We start from the raw sequence: 16,429 nt of genomic DNA, 5'->3' as shown, positions 1-16,429 counted from the left end.
GGCCAGGTCGGCTAAGCGCCAGCCGCCGCCAGCAGGCCGATCAGCCTGCTTGCGGCGGAAATGAAAGCGGGACGGCGTTTGCACGCCGTCCCGCAACGCCTGCGGACGCAGGCGGTGTCGTCAGGTCTATCAGTCGGCCAGCAAGGCCGCCGCGAACTCGTCCGCCACGAAGGGCTGCAGGTCCTCAAGGCTTTCGCCCACGCCGATCCAGTACACCGGAATCGGGCGCACGCCCTGGCTGCCCGCGGCCACCGCGGCCAGCGTGCCGCCCTTGGCGGTGCCGTCCAGCTTGGTCACGACCAGGCCGGTCAGGTTGATGGCCGCATCGAAGGCGCGGATCTGCGCCAGCGCATTCTGGCCGGTGTTGCCGTCCACCACCAGCAGCACCTCGTGCGGCGCGGCCGCATCCGCCTTGCCGATGACGCGGCGGATCTTCTTCAGTTCTTCCATCAGGTGCAGCTGCGTCGGCAGGCGGCCGGCGGTATCCACCATCACCACGCCCATGCCGCGCGCGCGACCGGCGTTGACGGCGTCAAACGCCACGGCGGCCGGGTCGCCCCCGTCCTGCGAGATCACGCTGACGTTGTTGCGGCTGCCCCATTGCACCAGCTGTTCGCGCGCGGCCGCGCGGAACGTATCGCCCGCGGCCAACAATACGCTGGCGCCCTGGCGCTGGAACGTATGCGCCAGCTTGCCGATGGACGTGGTCTTGCCGGCGCCGTTCACGCCCGCGATCATGACCACCAGGGGCTGGGTGCGCTTGAGGTCGAAATCCCGTTCCAGCGGACGCAGGTGATCGGCCAGCAACTGCCGCAGCGCCACCTTCACCTTGGCCGGGTCTTCGATGCGTTCCTTCTTGACGCGCGCGCGCAGCGCGGTCAGCAGCTTCTCGGTGGCCTCCAGGCCCGCATCGGCCATAATGAGGGCCGATTCGAGCTCCTCGAACAGGTTCTCGTCGACCTTGACGCCGACGAAAATGCCGCCAATGCTCTGCCCCGTGCGGGACAAGCCCTGCTTCAGGCGCGACAGCCATGACGCTTTCTTGGGCGCCTCGGCGACCACCGGTTCCGGGGCCGGCGCGGCCACAGGCGCGGGGGCTGGAACGGGCGCCGCGGGTGCGGGTGCGGGTGCCAATGTGGGCGCCGGCGCAGGCATCGGAGCCGGCGCGGCCTGGCGGACCGGCTCGCTGACCACCGCGGCCGGCGCCGTGGGCGCGGCGACTGGGGCCGGGGCAGGAACGGGCGCAGGCGCCAGTTCGGGCGCTGGCGCGACCGGCGGTACGGCGGTCGCGGGAACCGGCGCAACGGGTTCTTGCGGGACGACGGGCGCAGGCGGCGGGATGACCGGAGCCGCAGCGGGCTCCACGGGCGCGACGGCGGCGTCGACGACCTCCGGCGGCGGCGCGGGCTGGGCCGGCGCGGCGGGCGGAGGGGATTTTTTCTTGAAGAAGCGGCTAAACATGGGTAACAAGTATATTCGTATCGTCGGGGGCCAATACAGGCGCACCCCCATCGCCGTGCCCGACGTGGAGACGCTGCGCCCCACGCCCGACCGGGTTCGCGAAACGCTGTTCAACTGGCTCAATCACCTGTGGGGCGGCGAATTCGCCGACAAGCAGGTGCTGGATTTGTTCGCCGGCAGCGGCGCCCTGGGGTTCGAGGCGGCCTCGCGCGGCGTGGCGCATGTGCAGATGGTCGAACGGGACAAGACCGCCGCGTCCGCACTGCGGACACTGCGCGACAAGCTCAAAGCCGACATGATACGCATCCATGTGGGCGATGCGATGCAGGTCGCCGAACGGATGGATGCGTCCCGCTTTGACCTCATCCTGTTGGACCCGCCCTTCGGACAGGGCTGGCTGCCGCGCCTGTGGCCCATTCTGCCGGGTATTCTGACCGATCATGGGCTAGTCTATGTCGAGGCGGAATCCGCCATCGAAGCGCCCGAAGGTTTCCAGATTCTGCGGCAGGACAAGGCAGGCGCGGTGCACTACCACCTTCTGGAATTTGCTGCATTGCGGAAATAGGTCAATAATCCGGGCTTCGGAGGATGGTGTACACCACTAATAACGGTACGGAGCTCGCATGATCATCGCTGTTTATCCCGGCACTTTCGACCCGCTGACCAGGGGCCACGAAGACCTGGTTCGCCGTGCAGCCACGCTTTTCGACAAAGTCGTGGTGGGTATCGCCATTAGCCGCAACAAAAAACCCTTCTTCAGCATCGACGAGCGCGTCGAGATCGCGCGCGAAGTGCTGGGCCACTACCCCAATGTGGAAGTGCAGAGCTTTGGCGGCCTGCTAAAGGACTTCGTGCGCGAACAGAACGGCCGCGTCATCGTGCGCGGCCTGCGCGCCGTGTCCGACTTCGAATACGAATTCCAGATGGCCGGCATGAACCGCCACCTGCTGCCCGACGTCGAAACGCTCTTCATGACGCCGTCGGACCAATACCAGTTCATCTCGGGCACCATCGTGCGCGAAATCGCCCAGTTGGGCGGCGACGTGAGCAAGTTCGTGTTTCCCTCGGTCGAGCGCTGGCTGCAGGAAAAAGCCAAGGAACGCCGCGAGCAATCCTGGCCGGGCTGAAACGCCCCGTCCGCAGCATCCCCGAAGGGCGCTCAGGCGCCCTTTTCGCGCTTTCCAGGCGGCGCCCGGCCGGCGCTACAATGACCGGGCCCCCTGCTTCACTCCGCTGCCCATCATGGCCCTGACCATCACCGAAGAATGCATCAATTGCGACGTCTGCGAGCCCCAGTGCCCGAACGACGCAATCTCCATGGGCGAGGACTACTACGTCATCGATCCGGACCGCTGCACGGAATGCGTGGGACATCACGACGAACCCCAGTGCAAGGTGGTCTGCCCGGTGGAATGCATCGAGCTGCATCCGCAGTGGAATGAAGGCCAGGAGCAGCTCATGGCCAAGTACCGCCGCTTGACCGGTGCCGCATGAGCGACGCCGCGCCGCCCAGCATCGACCTTCCCTCCGCCCCTCCCAACGCCCGCCGCGACCTGTCCGCGTCCGCGGTCGCCGCGGGGCTGGTCGCCGTCCTCGTCAGCTTCGGCGGAACCGCGGTGCTGATGGTGCAGGCGGGCCATGCCGCGGGTCTGGACGCCGCGCGCATCGGTTCCTGGATCGGCTCGCTGAGCCTGGTGCTGGGCCTGGGCGGCGCGTTCTACAGCCTGCGCACCGGCCTGCCCGTGGTCATGGCCTGGTCCACGCCCGGCGCGGCGCTGCTGGTCACCGCGCTGGCCGGCGTGCCCTTCAATGAAGCGGTCGGCGCCTTCGTGCTGGCGGCCGGCCTGACGCTGGCCTGCGGCCTGTTCGGCTGGATCGACCCCATCCTGCGCCGCATCCCCGGCGAAGTCGCCGCGGCCATGCTGGCCGGCGTGCTGCTCAACTTCGGCATGGGGATCTTCAGCAACATCGGCAAGCAGCCCGCGCTGGTGCTGGCCATGTGCGCGGCCTACCTGCTGTGCCGCCGCTGGGCGCCGCGCTACGCGGTGCTGGTGGTGATGGGCGTGGCCGTCGCCATGGCGGCCGCGCTCGGCCTGATGCAGGTGGACCAGCTGGACTGGCGCCTCACCGAATTCGTCTGGACCACGCCCGCCTTCAGCGCGCAGGCGGCGGTCAGCCTGGGCATTCCCCTGTTCGTCGTGGCCATGGCGTCGCAGAACCTGCCCGGCCTGGCCATCCTGCAGGCCGCGGGCTATCGCCCCCCGGCCTCGCGCCTGGTCGCCGCCACGGGCTTCCTGGGCCTCCTGGCCGCCCCCTTCGGCGCGCACAGCGTCACCATGGGCGCGATCAGCGCAGCCATCTGCACCGGCCCCGAAGCGCATCCCGATCCGGGCAAGCGCTACATCGCCGCCGCCACCTACGGCGTCAGCTATTTTGCGCTCAGCATCGTCGCGGGTGCGGTCGCGGTGTTCTTCCAGGCGCTGCCCGCCGCCTTGCTGGCCGCGCTGGCGGGCCTGGCGCTCCTGGGCACCATCATGGGCGGCATGGCAGCCGCCATGGCCAATCCGCAGCGGCGCGAAGCCGCGCTCATCACGCTGCTGGCCACCGCGTCGGGATTCAGTTTCTGGGGTATCGGATCGGCCTTCTGGGGCCTGGCGGCGGGCCTGCTGGCCCATGCCGCGTTCGAATTCAAGCGGACCCGCCCCGGCGCCTGAAAGGCGGGCGGGCCATTGGGCCCGTCAGGCTGGCCACACGGCCACGGGCGTCTCGGGGTGCACCTTCATGATGCGGCAAGGCACCTGCACGAAATTGGATATCCAGGCCGCCGCCAGTTCGCCTTCGTCGACCACGTCGATGACCTGTTCGCCCACCTTCATGCTGTAGCGCACGCTGTCGTCGTCTTCGATGACGTCCAGCGGAATATCCATGCGCAGCATGCCCGGCGCCTTCAGCACCAGATAGCCCAGGCGCAGTTCGACGGAAACCTCGGCAAGCCTGGGGCAGAGTTCGCGGTTGAGCCACTGCCCGGAGTCATTGGCGATCAGCCACTGGCGGTGATAGCCGGCGGCGTTGGCCTGCGCCGTGACGCCGCATTCCGCGATGGGCTGGAAGTGGTCGGTGCTCATTTGCCCAGCAGTCCCTTCAAGGCCTTGTCCACGGCCGCGCCGCTCTTGCCCTTGCCGGAGACCGCTTCCTTCAGCTTGTTTTCCAGGCTGCGCTTGAGGATGCCGCCGATGGCGTCCTTCCAGAGCAGCGTGTAGGTGGGCTTTTCGAAGGGGCCCTTGAGGTGGACCGGGATGGTCACGTCCTTCAGGTCGATCAGCTCCTTGCCTGCGGGATCGGCGGCCGGATTGACGACGCGCGCGCGCGCCACCAGGTCCAGTTCGCTCTTGACGAAGTCGATCGTGGCCGGATCGCCCTGGGTCACGCGCAGCAGCGGCGACACGAAATTCAGGCGCTTCACGGTGGCCACGCCCTTGGCGATGGCCAGGTCGGCGTCCAGTTCGGAGAATTCCGTGCGCTTGCTGGTATCCGCGGCGACGGTCTCGTTTTGCGATTCCGGCGAGAACGTGGCCTTCAGGTCGCGCAGCGTCTGGGTCAGGTCGATGCCCTTGACCGCGCCATCGCGCAGCCGCAACTGCATGGTGCCGCCCAGGCCGCTCTTCATGGCATAGGCATTGGCACCGGCGGTCTTCAGGTCCAGCGCGAGGCTGCCCGTGCCGCTGAGCACATTCTGCTGCGCCAGGTCCACCAGCAGGGGTTCGATCGCAATGCCTGCCAGCGACATCTTGGTGGCGACCTGGTTGCCTTGCGCCGCATCCACAGACAGGGCGCCCGCCAGCTTGCCGCCGTACAGGCCGGCCGTCAGGCTGGAGATTTCCAGCTTGCCCTTGTCCAGCTTCACCGCGGCAGAGACCTCGTCGGCCTTCAGGCCGCGCACGACCAGCTTGCCGACCTTCAGCGTGCCGTCCACGCTGGGGCCGACCAGCGCCGACAGGTTGATCGTATCGTCGGGCGGGGCGGCCGGGGCCGGCTGCGCCGGCTTGCTTTCGTCCTTCTTGCCGTCGGCCGGCGGCTTGGGCGGCGCGGCGGTCACCGGCGGCACCAGCTTGTCCAGGTCCAGCGTATCCACGGCCAGGGCGAACTTCACCAGCGGCGAGCCCGAGAGCTTCGTGATGTCGGCGCTGAGGTCGAACTTGCCGCCTTCCAGCACCGCGTTAATCTTGCTGGTGGCCTGGTCTTTCAGCAGGTCGACCGACAGGCTACCGATGACGGGAATCTGCAGGCTGCCCTTGGGCAGGCCCGGATCGGTGATGTTCACATCGCCACGCAACCCCGACAGGCCGCCACGGCGCTCCAACAGGTTCAGGCTGAGGGGCGAGGCGAAGTTCAGCTTCACCACGCGCTCGCCATTCTTGGACGTGCTGTCCAGCTTGGCTTCCTTGATGTCGAGTTCGCCGGCGTTGCCGCTGATGCCGTTCAGGCCAAAGCTGGCGTCCAGGCCGCTGATGCGCACGCGGCCGGTCAGGGCCTCGCCGGTGGCCGACGCGGGAGAAATATTGAGCGCGGGCGCATCCACGGCAAGCTCGAACGGGCCGTCGGCCACGCCGCCCTTGGCGCGGACGGCAAGCTTTTCGATCTGGAGCTGGCTCTTGTGCGGATCGATCGCCAGCTTGGGGATAGCTACGCTGGCGTCCACATTGGTGGCGCGCGCGGCGGGATCGGTGACGTCGCCCTGGAATACGAGTTCCAGGCCAGCCACGTCCAGCGCCGACTTCCGGCCGTTGAACGCCAGGTTGCCGCGCACCGCCAGGCTCTTGGCCTCGGCGCCCGGCAGCTTGCCGTCCATGCGCAGGTCCAGCTTTTGTGCGGCGTAGCGCTTGGCGGAGGGATCCAGCGTCAGCAGCGCCTGGCCGGTCAGGTTGGCGTCCACGCGGGGATTGCCGCCTTCAACGCGCGCCGTCAGGCGCACATCGAACGGCTGGTTGAACGTGACGCGGCCGGTGTTGGCGTTGATGCGGGTGACGGCGACCGCCATTCCGGTCATGGCGTCCTGCAACTGCACTTCGCCGTCCTTCAGGTCCAGGCCGGCGATGTCGATCTGCATGTTGTTGCGCGACGGCGGCATGGCGCCGCTGGTGATCGCCTGCGCCGCGGTCTGCGCCGCGCCCACCAGGGCCTCGGCGGGATTGGCCGGCGCGTCGGTGACGGGCTGCGCGCCGCCCACGAGATTGCTGAAATTGAACTGGCCCTGCTTGTCCCGCACCACGCGGGCCTTCAGGCCGCTGATGGCGACGTGGTCCACCACGAAGCTGTTGGACAGCAGCGGCCATACGGCCACCGCCAGGCGGGTGCTCTCGATGGATGCGAAGGTATCCGTGCTATTGGGCTCGGACAGCGACACGCCCTGGACATACAGGCCGATCCGCGGGAAAAGCGAAAGCTCGATCTCGCCGTCGATCGTGAGCGTGCGTTGGTAGCGTTCCTGGACAAGCTCTTCCAGCTTGTACTTGTATGCGTTGGGGTCGAAGGTGAGCAAGAAGATGGCCAGGCCAACGACGGCCACGACAACCAACACTACCAGGCCTATCAAAATGCGCTTGAACCACGTTTTCATTGCTGCCCCGTCGGTACCTCGACTGGAAATCCCTGATGCCGCCCACCGCGTTCGGCGCGGGGAAGGTGCGTTGCCGGCGGAAACCGCCAGGCCTTATTGAACTGTCTGCCTTTCAGGGCGTGTCCTCGCTCCAGCCGGGCCTGAGGCACGGGCGACAAGGGAGGATTTACCGAGGAAGACCTGCTGAAGACGCCGGTAACCCAGCGTACAGATACCGCTATCGTAACAAATCGGGCCGCCCAGCGGGGTCGACCAAGCTGACGACTTCCTGTCCGGCGGATTGTAGGACTAGAATAATTGATCGATCAATTATTGATGCATCCAACAATGCCCGCCCCCGTTCCGCCAACTCCCCACTCGCCCGGCCAGGTGCTCCCCTTCCGGCAGACCCTGCTTGCCATGCTGGGCATGTGCTTCGTCATGATGATGGTCGCCATCGACCAGACGGTGGTGGGCACCGCGCTGCCGACCATTGTGGCGGAACTCCGGGGCTTCGAACTGTATGCATGGGTAGCGACGTCTTACCTGCTGACTTCCGTCATCACGGTGCCGATCTTCGGCAGGCTGGGCGATTACTACGGGCGCAAGCCGTTCGTGGTGGCGGCCATCATCCTGTTCACGCTGGCATCAGTCCTGTGCGGGGCGGCCAACACCATGCTCGAACTGGTGCTGGCGCGGGCGCTGCAGGGCATCGGCGGCGGCATGCTGGTGGGCACGGCCTTCGCGTCCATCCCCGACCTCTTTCCCGACCCTCACGTCCGGCTGCGCTGGCAGGTGATGCTCAGCTCCGCCTTCGGCATCGCCAACGCCGTGGGCCCCACCCTGGGCGGCGCCCTGACCGAGCACTACGGCTGGCGCTCCGTGTTCTACGTCAACCTGCCCATCGGAATCCTGGGGCTCTGGTTCGTCACACGCTACCTGCCCCACCTGCGCAACCAGGTGCCCGGCAAAATCCGGCTGGACTGGCAGGGCGCGCTGCTGATCGCCGTGGCGCTGGGCGCCTTGCAGTTGCTGGTGGAACTCCTGCCCAAGGAGGGATTCACGCCCCCGCTCCTGCTGCTGGGCGCCGGCAGCATCGCCGCCTTCGTCGCCCTGATCTGGTGGGAACGGCGCTGCCCGCATCCCCTGCTGCCCCTGGACATGTTCCGCAACCGCGGCCTGGCCATGCTGTTCACGCTGGCCCTGCTGGTGGGCGTGACGATGTATTCGCTGCTCTTCTACGCGCCGCTGCTGCTGCAGGGCGGCTTCGGCCTGTCGCCCCAGCAGGCGGGTCTGCTCATCACCCCCATGGTCGTTTTCATCACGGTGGGCAGCATCGTCAACGGCCGCATCATCACCCGCATCCGAAATCCCAACCGCATGCTGTACGCGGGCTTCATCCTGATGGCCTTCTCGTGCCTGGGCATCGTCACGACCCACAACTACACGTCGCACGCGCTGATCGCCGCCTACATGCTGATGGCCGGCCTGGGCATGGGATTCATCATGCCCAACCTGACGGTCTTCGCGCAGCAGACCGCCGGACGCAGCCACCTGGGCATCGCCACGGCCCTGCTGCAGTCGCTGCGCATGATCGGCGGCATGCTGGGCACGGCCGTCGTCGGCACCATGGTCAGCCACAGCTACTTCAGCGGCGTCGAATCCACCCTGCGCGGCGCATCCGCCCAGTGGCTGCCCAAGCTCAACGACCCGCAGATGCTGGTCAATCCGGCGGCGCAGACCGAGTTCCTGGCACAATTGGCGCATCAAGGCCAGGACGGAACGTCGCTCATCGAGATCGCGCGCGTCGCGCTGGTGGGCGCCATCCACGAAGGGCAGCTCATCGCCCTGGCGGTCGCCGTCTTCGCGCTGTGGTGCGTGCGGCGCGTGCCCCTGGTGAAACTGGTCCGGCCCACCAAGCCGGAACCCGCCGGCGTCGGAGAGTAGCTTTTGCCCAAACAACAACAAGGCCTGCAAGTCATCCAGCACATGGGCCAGACCTACCGCGTCATGCAAAGCGCCTTCAGCGGCAAAGTCGGCCACGCGCTGCCGCGCTGGCGCATCCTGCTGGCGCTGCATGAAAACGGGCAGTGCTCGCAAAAGCATCTGGCCGAGCGCTGCCGGCTGGATCCAGCGTCACTGACGCGTCAACTGCAGGCAATGCAGAAGCTGGGCTGGATATCCCGGGCGGTGGATGCGCAGGACAACCGGCTGACGAACGCCACGTTGACGGCGGCCGGCCAGGCGGTGGTGAATGAGGCGCTGCCCAAGCGGGCTCAGTTTTTCGAGGAGTCGCTGAAGGGCTTGTCCGGGGCGGATATCGATACCCTGAACCGCGTGTTGAGCGTCCTGGAGGAAAATTTTGTCAGGGCGGCGGGGGAACGGGGCGGCTAGGAATCGCGCCGCCCATCACCGAGCGTCCTCACGCCCTCGCCGGCGATTGTCCGGCGCACGCCCTGGCCGCAACGCCAATCGGTGCGCATTCGCCAGCAATTGCGCCCGCACGTCCGGGGGGTAGTCTTCCACGGTCGTAAAGGCCGGCACCGGCTTGCCGGACTGGCCGGCCTCGCGGATGATGCGCGGCCAACGCGGTCGCCAGCACAGCAGCAGCGAAGCCCAGTGCGACAGACCGAGGATGACAAAGGCCGGCGAAATCAGCAGGCAGCCCAGCCATACGACAGGGCCGCTGTTACGTAGAAAGGGGCCCAGGGCGTCGAACTGCGCGGTAAAGGCAGGCCAAGGCAGAGGCAGTTGCGAGCTGATGCGCGGTTTCTCGACAGCCTGGACACCGCCCTCGTCCATGTAGCGCCGGATGAATTCCCATTCGGATTGCAGGTCCGATAGACGACTGCTTTGCCTGCCAATGAAGACCAATGTGGGAAAAGGCAAGTCTGTGCTGTCACCGGGATACCAGCCCATCACCAGGCTCAGCCCTGCCACTTCTTCGGTCTGAACGCCCTCCCAAGGCAAGACGAGAATGCCGCCGCAACTTGGCGGCCGATGGAGACAGACTTGGCGCGTGATTCGGTTGAAGCGGATGAGCAAATGGCGGGATGTCAGGAGTTCCAGGCGGCTGAAGCGGAACGCATATTTGAAGTACAGCCAGAGCGCCCCCCCCGTAAAGCTGGTTCCAACCAGAAACATGAACAGATCGCCGATGGAAAGTGCTCGGCCATGCACGGTTCCCGAACCGGAAATGACCGCCCAGACAAGTCTTCCATCAAAATCGATCCATGAGCCAACAAGGAAGAACATCAACACTATCGTAAGGAGCGAAATGAATCCCCTTTTGTCCTCCATGCCGCCGCAGCGCAGTTCCAGGTATGTATCGTTGCATGCGTAGACAGGCCCCATGGATCTGGCATGCTCGAACCGCTTTGCCGCCTGGCGCGCCCGGTCTTCCACGATACTGTCCTCATAGGCGGGCTGGATGATTGGCGTCGCCGGATTCCTATACTCATCCAGGTTCTTCCTGAACCAAGAATCGGATTTCAGGCAACTTAACCACATGATCCACTCTGCGACGTACATCAGACAACCTCCGACAACGCGCCATACAAGGCGCCCAGCTCTTGTGGCGCATCATCAAACGCCTTTTCATCCTTGAATTTCGGACCGCGATAGAGTGTGCGCTTGCACCATTTTTCTAAGGCGTCGTCATCAAAGATCACAATGACCGCTGTAACGGTGATCGTTATCAACGTTCCACGAAGCAACACCTGCCTCAAGAAGAGCATCACCGCTCTTTGGGCCAACAGCGCCGAGATTCGAGCGAATAGGTTGAAGAAGGTGCCAAATTTGCTCAGCACCGCACGCTCGGCCAGTATCTTGAACATGGGGCTCGCAGCCGCAATTGCCAAACTGGCTTGACTGGCTGTCATCGCAGCTGCCGCAAAAAAGCGAATCCGGTATGCGACGCCGAGTACAGTGCGATCGACCTTGAACGCCGCCGTACCATCCCTCCACTCGTGAATCAGCAGCACCACGCTGCCCGCCGTTGCCAACACCCCACCCCACAACTTCAGCCTCCCCAAAAACACCGTCGCACCCACCCCCGTCGTGCTCGCGGCGTTAAAGTGCCTCAGCACCAGTTCCGTGCCGCAGGCCAGCACCTCCATCCCGGCCGCGCCCGCCGCCAAGACCGCGGCGGCCAGCTCCGCGCGTTGCCTGTCATCCTTCGGCAAGCTGCGCATCCTCAAACTGAGCAGCCCCGCCTCCAGCAACAGCAGCCACCCGCTGGCGCGCACCTTGTAGAACTCGCTCGAACGCGCGTCCACCAGTTCTGTCGCAAAGGCGAGTTGGACGTTCCTATTGATCTGCCCGCGCATGGTCGCCCGATCGGCGCTGCGTCCGACGGCCTGCAATTCCTCAAGGCGAAGGTTGACCGCGCCCTTGCCGATGCTGGCGGCCAGCCAGGCGCGGGTAGCGCCGTGGACGAACCACCCCCCCCCTTTTGGCGCGTGGCGCAGCGTCTGGCGGCCCAGGCTGCTGTACCAGGCCAAGATGCCGCCGGACAATCCCGCTCGGCCGGCTCTCTCCAGCTCTTCAAATACGCCGTTTGCCTTGTCAAAAAGCTCCGCCAGCGTCTTTGCCTTTTCCAGGCCCGTCTTCGTGTACTGGTAGATGGCTTCGGCATCGACGGGGAGCGGTTGGGATCGGGCCGCTTCCAGCGTGCGATGCATCTCGGCCAGGATGGTCTTCTGGTTCAACCCGAAACTGCGCAGGGCCAGGTTATTGCGGTCTTGCGGGCGGCCCTGCCACCACTGCTGGATGAGGCCGGCGCTGCTCTCGCACCCTTCCGCGCCAAGCACGCACAGCCCGGTCTGGCCCGCAAACTGCCAGCCATTTGCCAGGTCTGCATCGTCATAGACCTCCAACCCGTCCAGCAATTGCGCGCTTTGCAGCCATGCCTCAAAGGGCCGCGCACGCCGTTCGGCTTCCGTCTGGGCGGCCTGGCACCGCGCTTCAAAATCCGCCAGCGCCGCCTTCATGGCACCCACCTGCAGGGCTGCTTGCGGATCCGGTGGCGTGACGTATTTGCTTTCGAAACGATTGCGGTATTCGCCGCTGTCGAGCTTGGCCTGGACGCGCGCCCGTATCGTCGCTTCATAGGCGCGCACATGCTGCGCGGCCGCCTCGTCCCAGCGTCTCTGCTCCTCATCATTGAGAATCCAGTTGCGCGCCTGGGCCATCTCGGGATTGAACACCTTGTCGCGCTCGATCTCGATGTAGTGCTGCGCTTCCAGCGCGGCAGACTTTTCTTCGAACTGGCGCCTGACGTCCTCGAACGCTTGCGCCACCAGGATCTTGCGCTCGTTGCTGATGCCCTTGTTCGCCGCCCCTTTGTTCAGGTGGGCCCGCAACTTCTCCACGGCCTCGTTGCGCCAGGCATTGAGCTGCTGGGTAATGCCGATGGGATCGTGCAATACGATCGCGGCGCCGCGGGCGCGCGTCGTCGTTTCCTTCAGGTCCGACGCGATCAGTTGCGGCGCGTGGTGGTAATCCGGATCGGCGTAAAGCTGGTTGGCAAGCACCGGCGCCAGGTGCTTGTTGGCTGCGGCGATGTCCTCGGCGATGCTGCTGGCGGGCGTTGCGGTATCCAGCACATCCGCGGCGAACGAACAGCTCTTGGCGATCTCGCGGATGTCGAAGGCCTGGAGCTTGTTGCGCAGCTCGTCGGTATCGCGCAGCTTGTCCAGCATGCGTTCGGTCAAGGGATCAGGCGTGAACAGCAGGCGCGCTTCGTCGATGGCTTCGGGCGCCTTGAACAGGAGGGTCCAGGCGCCAAGCCCGAGCAGACGGCTCTGGTCCGGCGCATAGGGCAGATACGGCGCGTAAGGCCAGATCGGCGAGAACACCCCAGTCCCCGTGGCGCGCCATGCGCTCTCGCATGTCCACTTTCCGAAGCGCTTGATGAACGCGTACAGATAGCCCTGACGCATGGCGCGCACCGCGTATCGCACACCCGCCGCTTCCAACGGGGGCAGTCCCCGGCCAAGGTTAGCGGCAAGATCCGGCGTCAGGGCGGCAAGGGCTTGCGGGTCTTCGCTGGTCACCACGGCATAGCGCAGCGGCAGAATGGCGACTTCGGATTTGCAGTCGACGCAGGGGCTCGCGGGTTCGTCCCGGCGGGTGCTGCGCGCGATGTCGAGCGCCTGTGATAGCAGTTGGTCCAGGGACATCGGCTTCATGACCTCGCCCCCCGGTCCTGGGGTGTCGAAAGTCGGGCAAGCGATTCGTGCAGCGGCTCGCCGCCGGCGACGGCACGGTCCAGCGCCGCTTGCCAACGGGCGTCGGCCGTCTTCTGGCTCCAGGAATGGGTCATGCCCACCAGCACATAGGTCGTCAGGTCTTCGTGCCGCGTGAGCCCCGCCTGGCGGGCATCGTTCAGGTTCGCCTCGACCTGCGCCAGCCGAATCCCGCCACAGTGGCTCTCGAACACGTGCGGCGCCTGCGCTTCAAGCGTGTGCAACAGGCGGTGAGGCAGCGGGTCCGATTCCAGCGCCCGCCACAAGGCATCGTTCAAGTGCAGCGCTTGCGGCGGAATCGCGCCGAAGCCTCGTCCGCCACCGCGGATTCGACGCCATCGTGAGGTTTGCTGCGTCGCGTCCGCGAACCACCAGGACAGCACCGGCCCAAAGAACCAGGAAACCCATGCGCGGTCGGCATGTAAATAAAGAACAGGCGTGACCAGCGGATCGTAGTAGCGCAAAAGATAGCGCTCTTGCGAGGCGCCCAAGGCGTAGGTCGCCTCGCTCAAGTGCAGCGCCAGTTGCTCCGCCGGCAAGACACTGGCTATCCATGCCTGCACGAATGACTCACATCGCGTCCCCACTCTCGACAGGACCGCGTCGTATTGCCCCGGCCCGCTTCCCGCCGCGCTGACAAGCATCGCGCCCAGCGGCTGCAGCGCAGCCAGTTCAGGATCGCGCAGCAACGGGTGCACGTTCGCGGCGAAATGCGCGGCAATGGCTTGCCGCTGGTCTTCAGGAACAAGCGCCATGTCAATCAGCGCCGACAGATGGCGAGGTTGTGAATGGTCGCCCTCGTGGATCTCGTGGCTCAGGGCCCGGATCAGGTCATGGGGAATCACGCTTCCATCCTCATCAACGCCTTGCGTTCACGGGCCGCTTTCAACCAGCAACTGACGCAGATGGGTTCACCCTCGTCCGGCTCGCCAGTCAATGAGATAGCCGTTCCCGCTCCAGTGGCCTGCACGCTCATGGGCCCCTTGAGATGTATTGCCACGCCATTGAGCGTGATGCCGGACCTATTGATGCGCAACGAGCCGCCCGGCCCCTCCAGCACGACCTCGTCCTCCACCTGAATCCGGTACACCTTGGTTCGGTGCAGGATCTCCTGCGCGGCCTGCAGATGCGCATGTCCTTCGACGCGCTGCTCCAGGTGTCCACCGACCTCCGTCCAGTGATTGGCGGTGGTCTTTTCGCGGCGGTGGTTGCCCACTTCCTCGATGCGGTCCTTGACGATGGAGATCGTGTAATCGCGTCCAACGGCCAGAAAGCCATCCTGGCCGATGTCGTGACGCCGGTCCCGCGCGATGGAAACCTGCTCGTCGTTGCCCACGTTCTCGTGGCGGTCATGGCCGATGACGATGGCCTCATCGTTCTCCACGCGCTCGCTGCGGTCGTGCCCGACGAACGTGCTCTCGTCGTGCTTGACGTGGATATTCTGGTCTTTCTGGGCGTGGACGTAGATCTCCTCCCGTCCGGCCTCGTCCTCGAACCGCATCTCGTTGAAACCATCGCCCTTGTGCGTCTGGCTCTTGATGGTCATGCGGGTCTTGTGCGCGGGCAGTTCATAGGGCGGAAGCTGATGGGCGTTGTAGTTCCGGCCGGTGATGACCGGCTGGTCCGGGTCGCCGTCAAAGTTGCTGACGATCACCTCCTGGCCGATGCGAGGGATCGCCATGTGTCCCCAGAGCGCGCCCGCCACATTCTGCGACACGCGTATCCAGCAGGAACTGTGCTCGTCGTGCTTGCCCTCCCTGTCCCAGCGGAACTGCACTTTCACGCGGCCATAGGGGTCGCAATAGATTTCCTCGCCGGGCGGCCCGACCACCGTGGCCTGCTGCGGGCCATCGATGCGAGGCTTGGGCAAGGGTTCGGCGCGCCATTCGACATCGTCCGGCACCAGCGTCGCCCTGCAATGATAGTGCGACCCCTGCTCGGCGTCGGCGCTTTCCTCGCCCTGACTGGTGTATTGCGTGCCGTGGTGCTCGATGCGCACCGGGCGCCATCCGCGGTTCATCTCCTGGCGAGGATGGCCAATGAGATCGAAGGAGACGCCGGGTGTCAGCCGGGCATCGTCGCCTTCGACAACGGCGATGCGTGCGTCGCCGCGATGGCCCCGCAGGCGATCCCGGGTGAAGGCCACGCCCGCCACGCTTTTGTAGCGGCCCGGGTAATCGTAGCGCTCATATCCTCGCGCCTGGTGCGCCAGATCCTCGCCATCGCGCAACGTTTCGTGGTCGTACCGCGGATTCTTGAAGTCATAGTCGCGCTGGGTTTGGCGCGCGGTGCGCACGCTTTCGGTGTACAGGAAGCTGCGCAACGCCGGGCCGGGCCGGTCGCCGCCGGCCATGGGGTTGTACTCTACGGGCGGCCCCGGCTCCCTGGCGAATACCCACAGACGATCGCTGTGAACCAGATGGTGCCCCGCCGCGGTATGGCGAAAGCCATAGAAGAAGCCTTCCTCGCGCATGATGCGCTCAATGAAGTCGTAGTCGGTATCGCCAGCCTGAACGCAGTACTCGCGCGGCAGATGGAGATTCGTGGCCTGCTGCTCGTAGGATTGCTTGACGCCGTGCTGATCGAGGATCATCGTGGCGATCTCGGGCACATTCAGGGCCTGGAAAATCCGCCAATCGGAAGACAGTCGCAGGCGAGCCAGGCGCGGTTCGACAGTGGCGTGATAGCGCGTGCGCCGAAAGCCGGTATTGCCCTGCTGGAATGACGTCACCAGGCCATGCACATAGCGTACAGGCTGCTCGCCCTGCCAGATGGTCAGCAGCGCGGGCTGGTCCAGAACCTGGCCGAAATCGACGGCTGGGTCGGCGGAACTGAGATCCACGTCGAGCGTAAAGACCTCGGACAGCGCTTCGCAAAGGCGGAATTCGATGACGTCGAACGCGACGCCGCCAGCGGTGAAGGAAAAGCGCAGATCGGACTGGACGGGCACGCGGCGCTCCTGCAACGGCGGCCCTGTGCGTCAGCGTCTGCGTCCGGGCCGCGTGGGGGATGAGCATCCACTGCGGCGCGCGGGCGTACGCGATGTTCGCCTCTGACAGCAATGGACGTCCAAGAACTTGGGTCCAGATCGTGCATGGCAGATTGTGCTGCGTATATAAGAAGG

General features: G+C 65.6%; 13 protein-coding genes. 6 read left to right on the top strand and 7 right to left on the bottom strand.

All coding sequences use genetic code 11. From position 1 onward, the window contains the following. Positions 1-129: 129 nt before the first annotated feature. Positions 130-1,461 (bottom strand): signal recognition particle-docking protein FtsY, encoded by a 1,332-nt coding sequence (gene ftsY / locus ABE485_RS13185; RefSeq protein WP_346515734.1) that lies wholly within the window; start codon positions 1,459-1,461, stop codon positions 130-132. Here ftsY and rsmD point away from each other — a divergent pair. From rsmD to ABE485_RS13165, 4 genes are all read left to right on the top strand, one after another. Then, positions 1,460-2,026, top strand: coding sequence for a 16S rRNA (guanine(966)-N(2))-methyltransferase RsmD (gene rsmD / locus ABE485_RS13180; RefSeq protein ID WP_346515741.1), 567 nt, complete (start codon positions 1,460-1,462; stop codon positions 2,024-2,026). The two genes, ftsY and rsmD, sit on opposite strands and share 2 nt — an antisense overlap. A 58-nt stretch (positions 2,027-2,084) precedes the next feature. After that, positions 2,085-2,588, top strand: a complete 504-nt coding sequence (gene coaD, locus ABE485_RS13175) for a pantetheine-phosphate adenylyltransferase (RefSeq protein ID WP_346515733.1) — start codon at positions 2,085-2,087, stop codon at positions 2,586-2,588. 115 nt (positions 2,589-2,703) lie between these two features. Beyond that, on the top strand, positions 2,704-2,955 hold the full coding sequence (locus tag ABE485_RS13170; RefSeq protein ID WP_006391351.1) for a YfhL family 4Fe-4S dicluster ferredoxin: 252 nt from the start codon (positions 2,704-2,706) through the stop codon (positions 2,953-2,955). After that, positions 2,952-4,175, top strand: coding sequence for a benzoate/H(+) symporter BenE family transporter (locus tag ABE485_RS13165; protein WP_346515732.1), 1,224 nt, complete (start codon positions 2,952-2,954; stop codon positions 4,173-4,175). The genes ABE485_RS13170 and ABE485_RS13165 overlap by 4 nt, the downstream gene beginning before the upstream one ends. A 24-nt stretch (positions 4,176-4,199) precedes the next feature. Here ABE485_RS13165 and ABE485_RS13160 read toward each other — a convergent pair whose 3' ends face one another. Both ABE485_RS13160 and ABE485_RS13155 read right to left on the bottom strand, forming a co-directional pair. Then, complete coding sequence (locus ABE485_RS13160; protein ID WP_346515731.1) at positions 4,200-4,586, bottom strand: MOSC N-terminal beta barrel domain-containing protein; 387 nt, start codon at positions 4,584-4,586, stop codon at positions 4,200-4,202. After that, entirely contained in the window at positions 4,583-7,078 is a 2,496-nt protein-coding gene (locus tag ABE485_RS13155) for an AsmA family protein (protein WP_346515730.1), read from the bottom strand. The genes ABE485_RS13160 and ABE485_RS13155 overlap by 4 nt, the downstream gene beginning before the upstream one ends. 327 nt (positions 7,079-7,405) lie before the next feature. Here ABE485_RS13155 and ABE485_RS13150 point away from each other — a divergent pair, with 327 nt between their 5' ends. Both ABE485_RS13150 and ABE485_RS13145 read left to right on the top strand, forming a co-directional pair. Further along, on the top strand, positions 7,406-9,004 hold the full coding sequence (locus ABE485_RS13150; protein WP_346515729.1) for an MDR family MFS transporter: 1,599 nt from the start codon (positions 7,406-7,408) through the stop codon (positions 9,002-9,004). A gap of 3 nt (positions 9,005-9,007) precedes the next feature. Continuing rightward, positions 9,008-9,451: a MarR family winged helix-turn-helix transcriptional regulator gene (locus ABE485_RS13145; protein ID WP_346515728.1), complete on the top strand. Its 444-nt coding sequence runs from the start codon at positions 9,008-9,010 to the stop codon at positions 9,449-9,451. A 15-nt stretch (positions 9,452-9,466) separates the two neighbouring features. Here the strand turns inward: ABE485_RS13145 and ABE485_RS13140 are convergent, their stop codons facing one another. The 4 genes from ABE485_RS13140 to ABE485_RS13125 are packed head-to-tail and all read right to left on the bottom strand — an operon-like array spanning position 9,467 to position 16,255. After that, entirely contained in the window at positions 9,467-10,588 is a 1,122-nt protein-coding gene (locus ABE485_RS13140) for a hypothetical protein (protein WP_346515727.1), read from the bottom strand. Next, positions 10,588-13,248 carry a T6SS effector BTH_I2691 family protein gene (locus tag ABE485_RS13135; protein ID WP_346515726.1) on the bottom strand — a complete coding sequence of 887 codons (2,661 nt, stop codon included), beginning with the start codon at positions 13,246-13,248 and terminating at the stop codon, positions 10,588-10,590. Before ABE485_RS13135 ends, ABE485_RS13140 begins: the two co-directional genes overlap by 1 nt. Then, a complete protein-coding gene (locus ABE485_RS13130; RefSeq protein WP_346515725.1) occupies positions 13,245-14,150 on the bottom strand; it encodes a DUF4123 domain-containing protein in 906 nt (301 codons plus the stop codon). Before ABE485_RS13130 ends, ABE485_RS13135 begins: the two co-directional genes overlap by 4 nt. After that, positions 14,147-16,255, bottom strand: coding sequence for a type VI secretion system Vgr family protein (locus ABE485_RS13125; protein WP_346515724.1), 2,109 nt, complete (start codon positions 16,253-16,255; stop codon positions 14,147-14,149). The genes ABE485_RS13130 and ABE485_RS13125 overlap by 4 nt, the downstream gene beginning before the upstream one ends. Positions 16,256-16,429 lie beyond the last annotated feature (174 nt).

Source organism: Achromobacter spanius (assembly GCF_039673305.1).
Taxonomy (GTDB): domain Bacteria; phylum Pseudomonadota; class Gammaproteobacteria; order Burkholderiales; family Burkholderiaceae_B; genus Achromobacter; species Achromobacter spanius_F.
This window is presented reverse-complemented; position numbering and strand designations above follow the sequence as displayed.

Excerpts from the sequence above, each read along its gene's own strand:
- rsmD (WP_346515741.1), top strand. The coding sequence starts at position 1,460 with ATGGGTAACAAGTATATTCGTATCGTCGGGGGCCAATACAGGCGCACC.
- ftsY (WP_346515734.1), bottom strand. The coding sequence starts at position 1,461 with ATGTTTAGCCGCTTCTTCAAGAAAAAATCCCCTCCGCCCGCCGCGCCG.
- coaD (WP_346515733.1), top strand. The coding sequence starts at position 2,085 with ATGATCATCGCTGTTTATCCCGGCACTTTCGACCCGCTGACCAGGGGC.
- ABE485_RS13170 (WP_006391351.1), top strand. The coding sequence starts at position 2,704 with ATGGCCCTGACCATCACCGAAGAATGCATCAATTGCGACGTCTGCGAG.
- ABE485_RS13165 (WP_346515732.1), top strand. The coding sequence starts at position 2,952 with ATGAGCGACGCCGCGCCGCCCAGCATCGACCTTCCCTCCGCCCCTCCC.
- ABE485_RS13160 (WP_346515731.1), bottom strand. The coding sequence starts at position 4,586 with ATGAGCACCGACCACTTCCAGCCCATCGCGGAATGCGGCGTCACGGCG.
- ABE485_RS13155 (WP_346515730.1), bottom strand. The coding sequence starts at position 7,078 with ATGAAAACGTGGTTCAAGCGCATTTTGATAGGCCTGGTAGTGTTGGTT.
- ABE485_RS13150 (WP_346515729.1), top strand. The coding sequence starts at position 7,406 with ATGCCCGCCCCCGTTCCGCCAACTCCCCACTCGCCCGGCCAGGTGCTC.
- ABE485_RS13140 (WP_346515727.1), bottom strand. The coding sequence starts at position 10,588 with ATGTACGTCGCAGAGTGGATCATGTGGTTAAGTTGCCTGAAATCCGAT.
- ABE485_RS13135 (WP_346515726.1), bottom strand. The coding sequence starts at position 13,248 with ATGAAGCCGATGTCCCTGGACCAACTGCTATCACAGGCGCTCGACATC.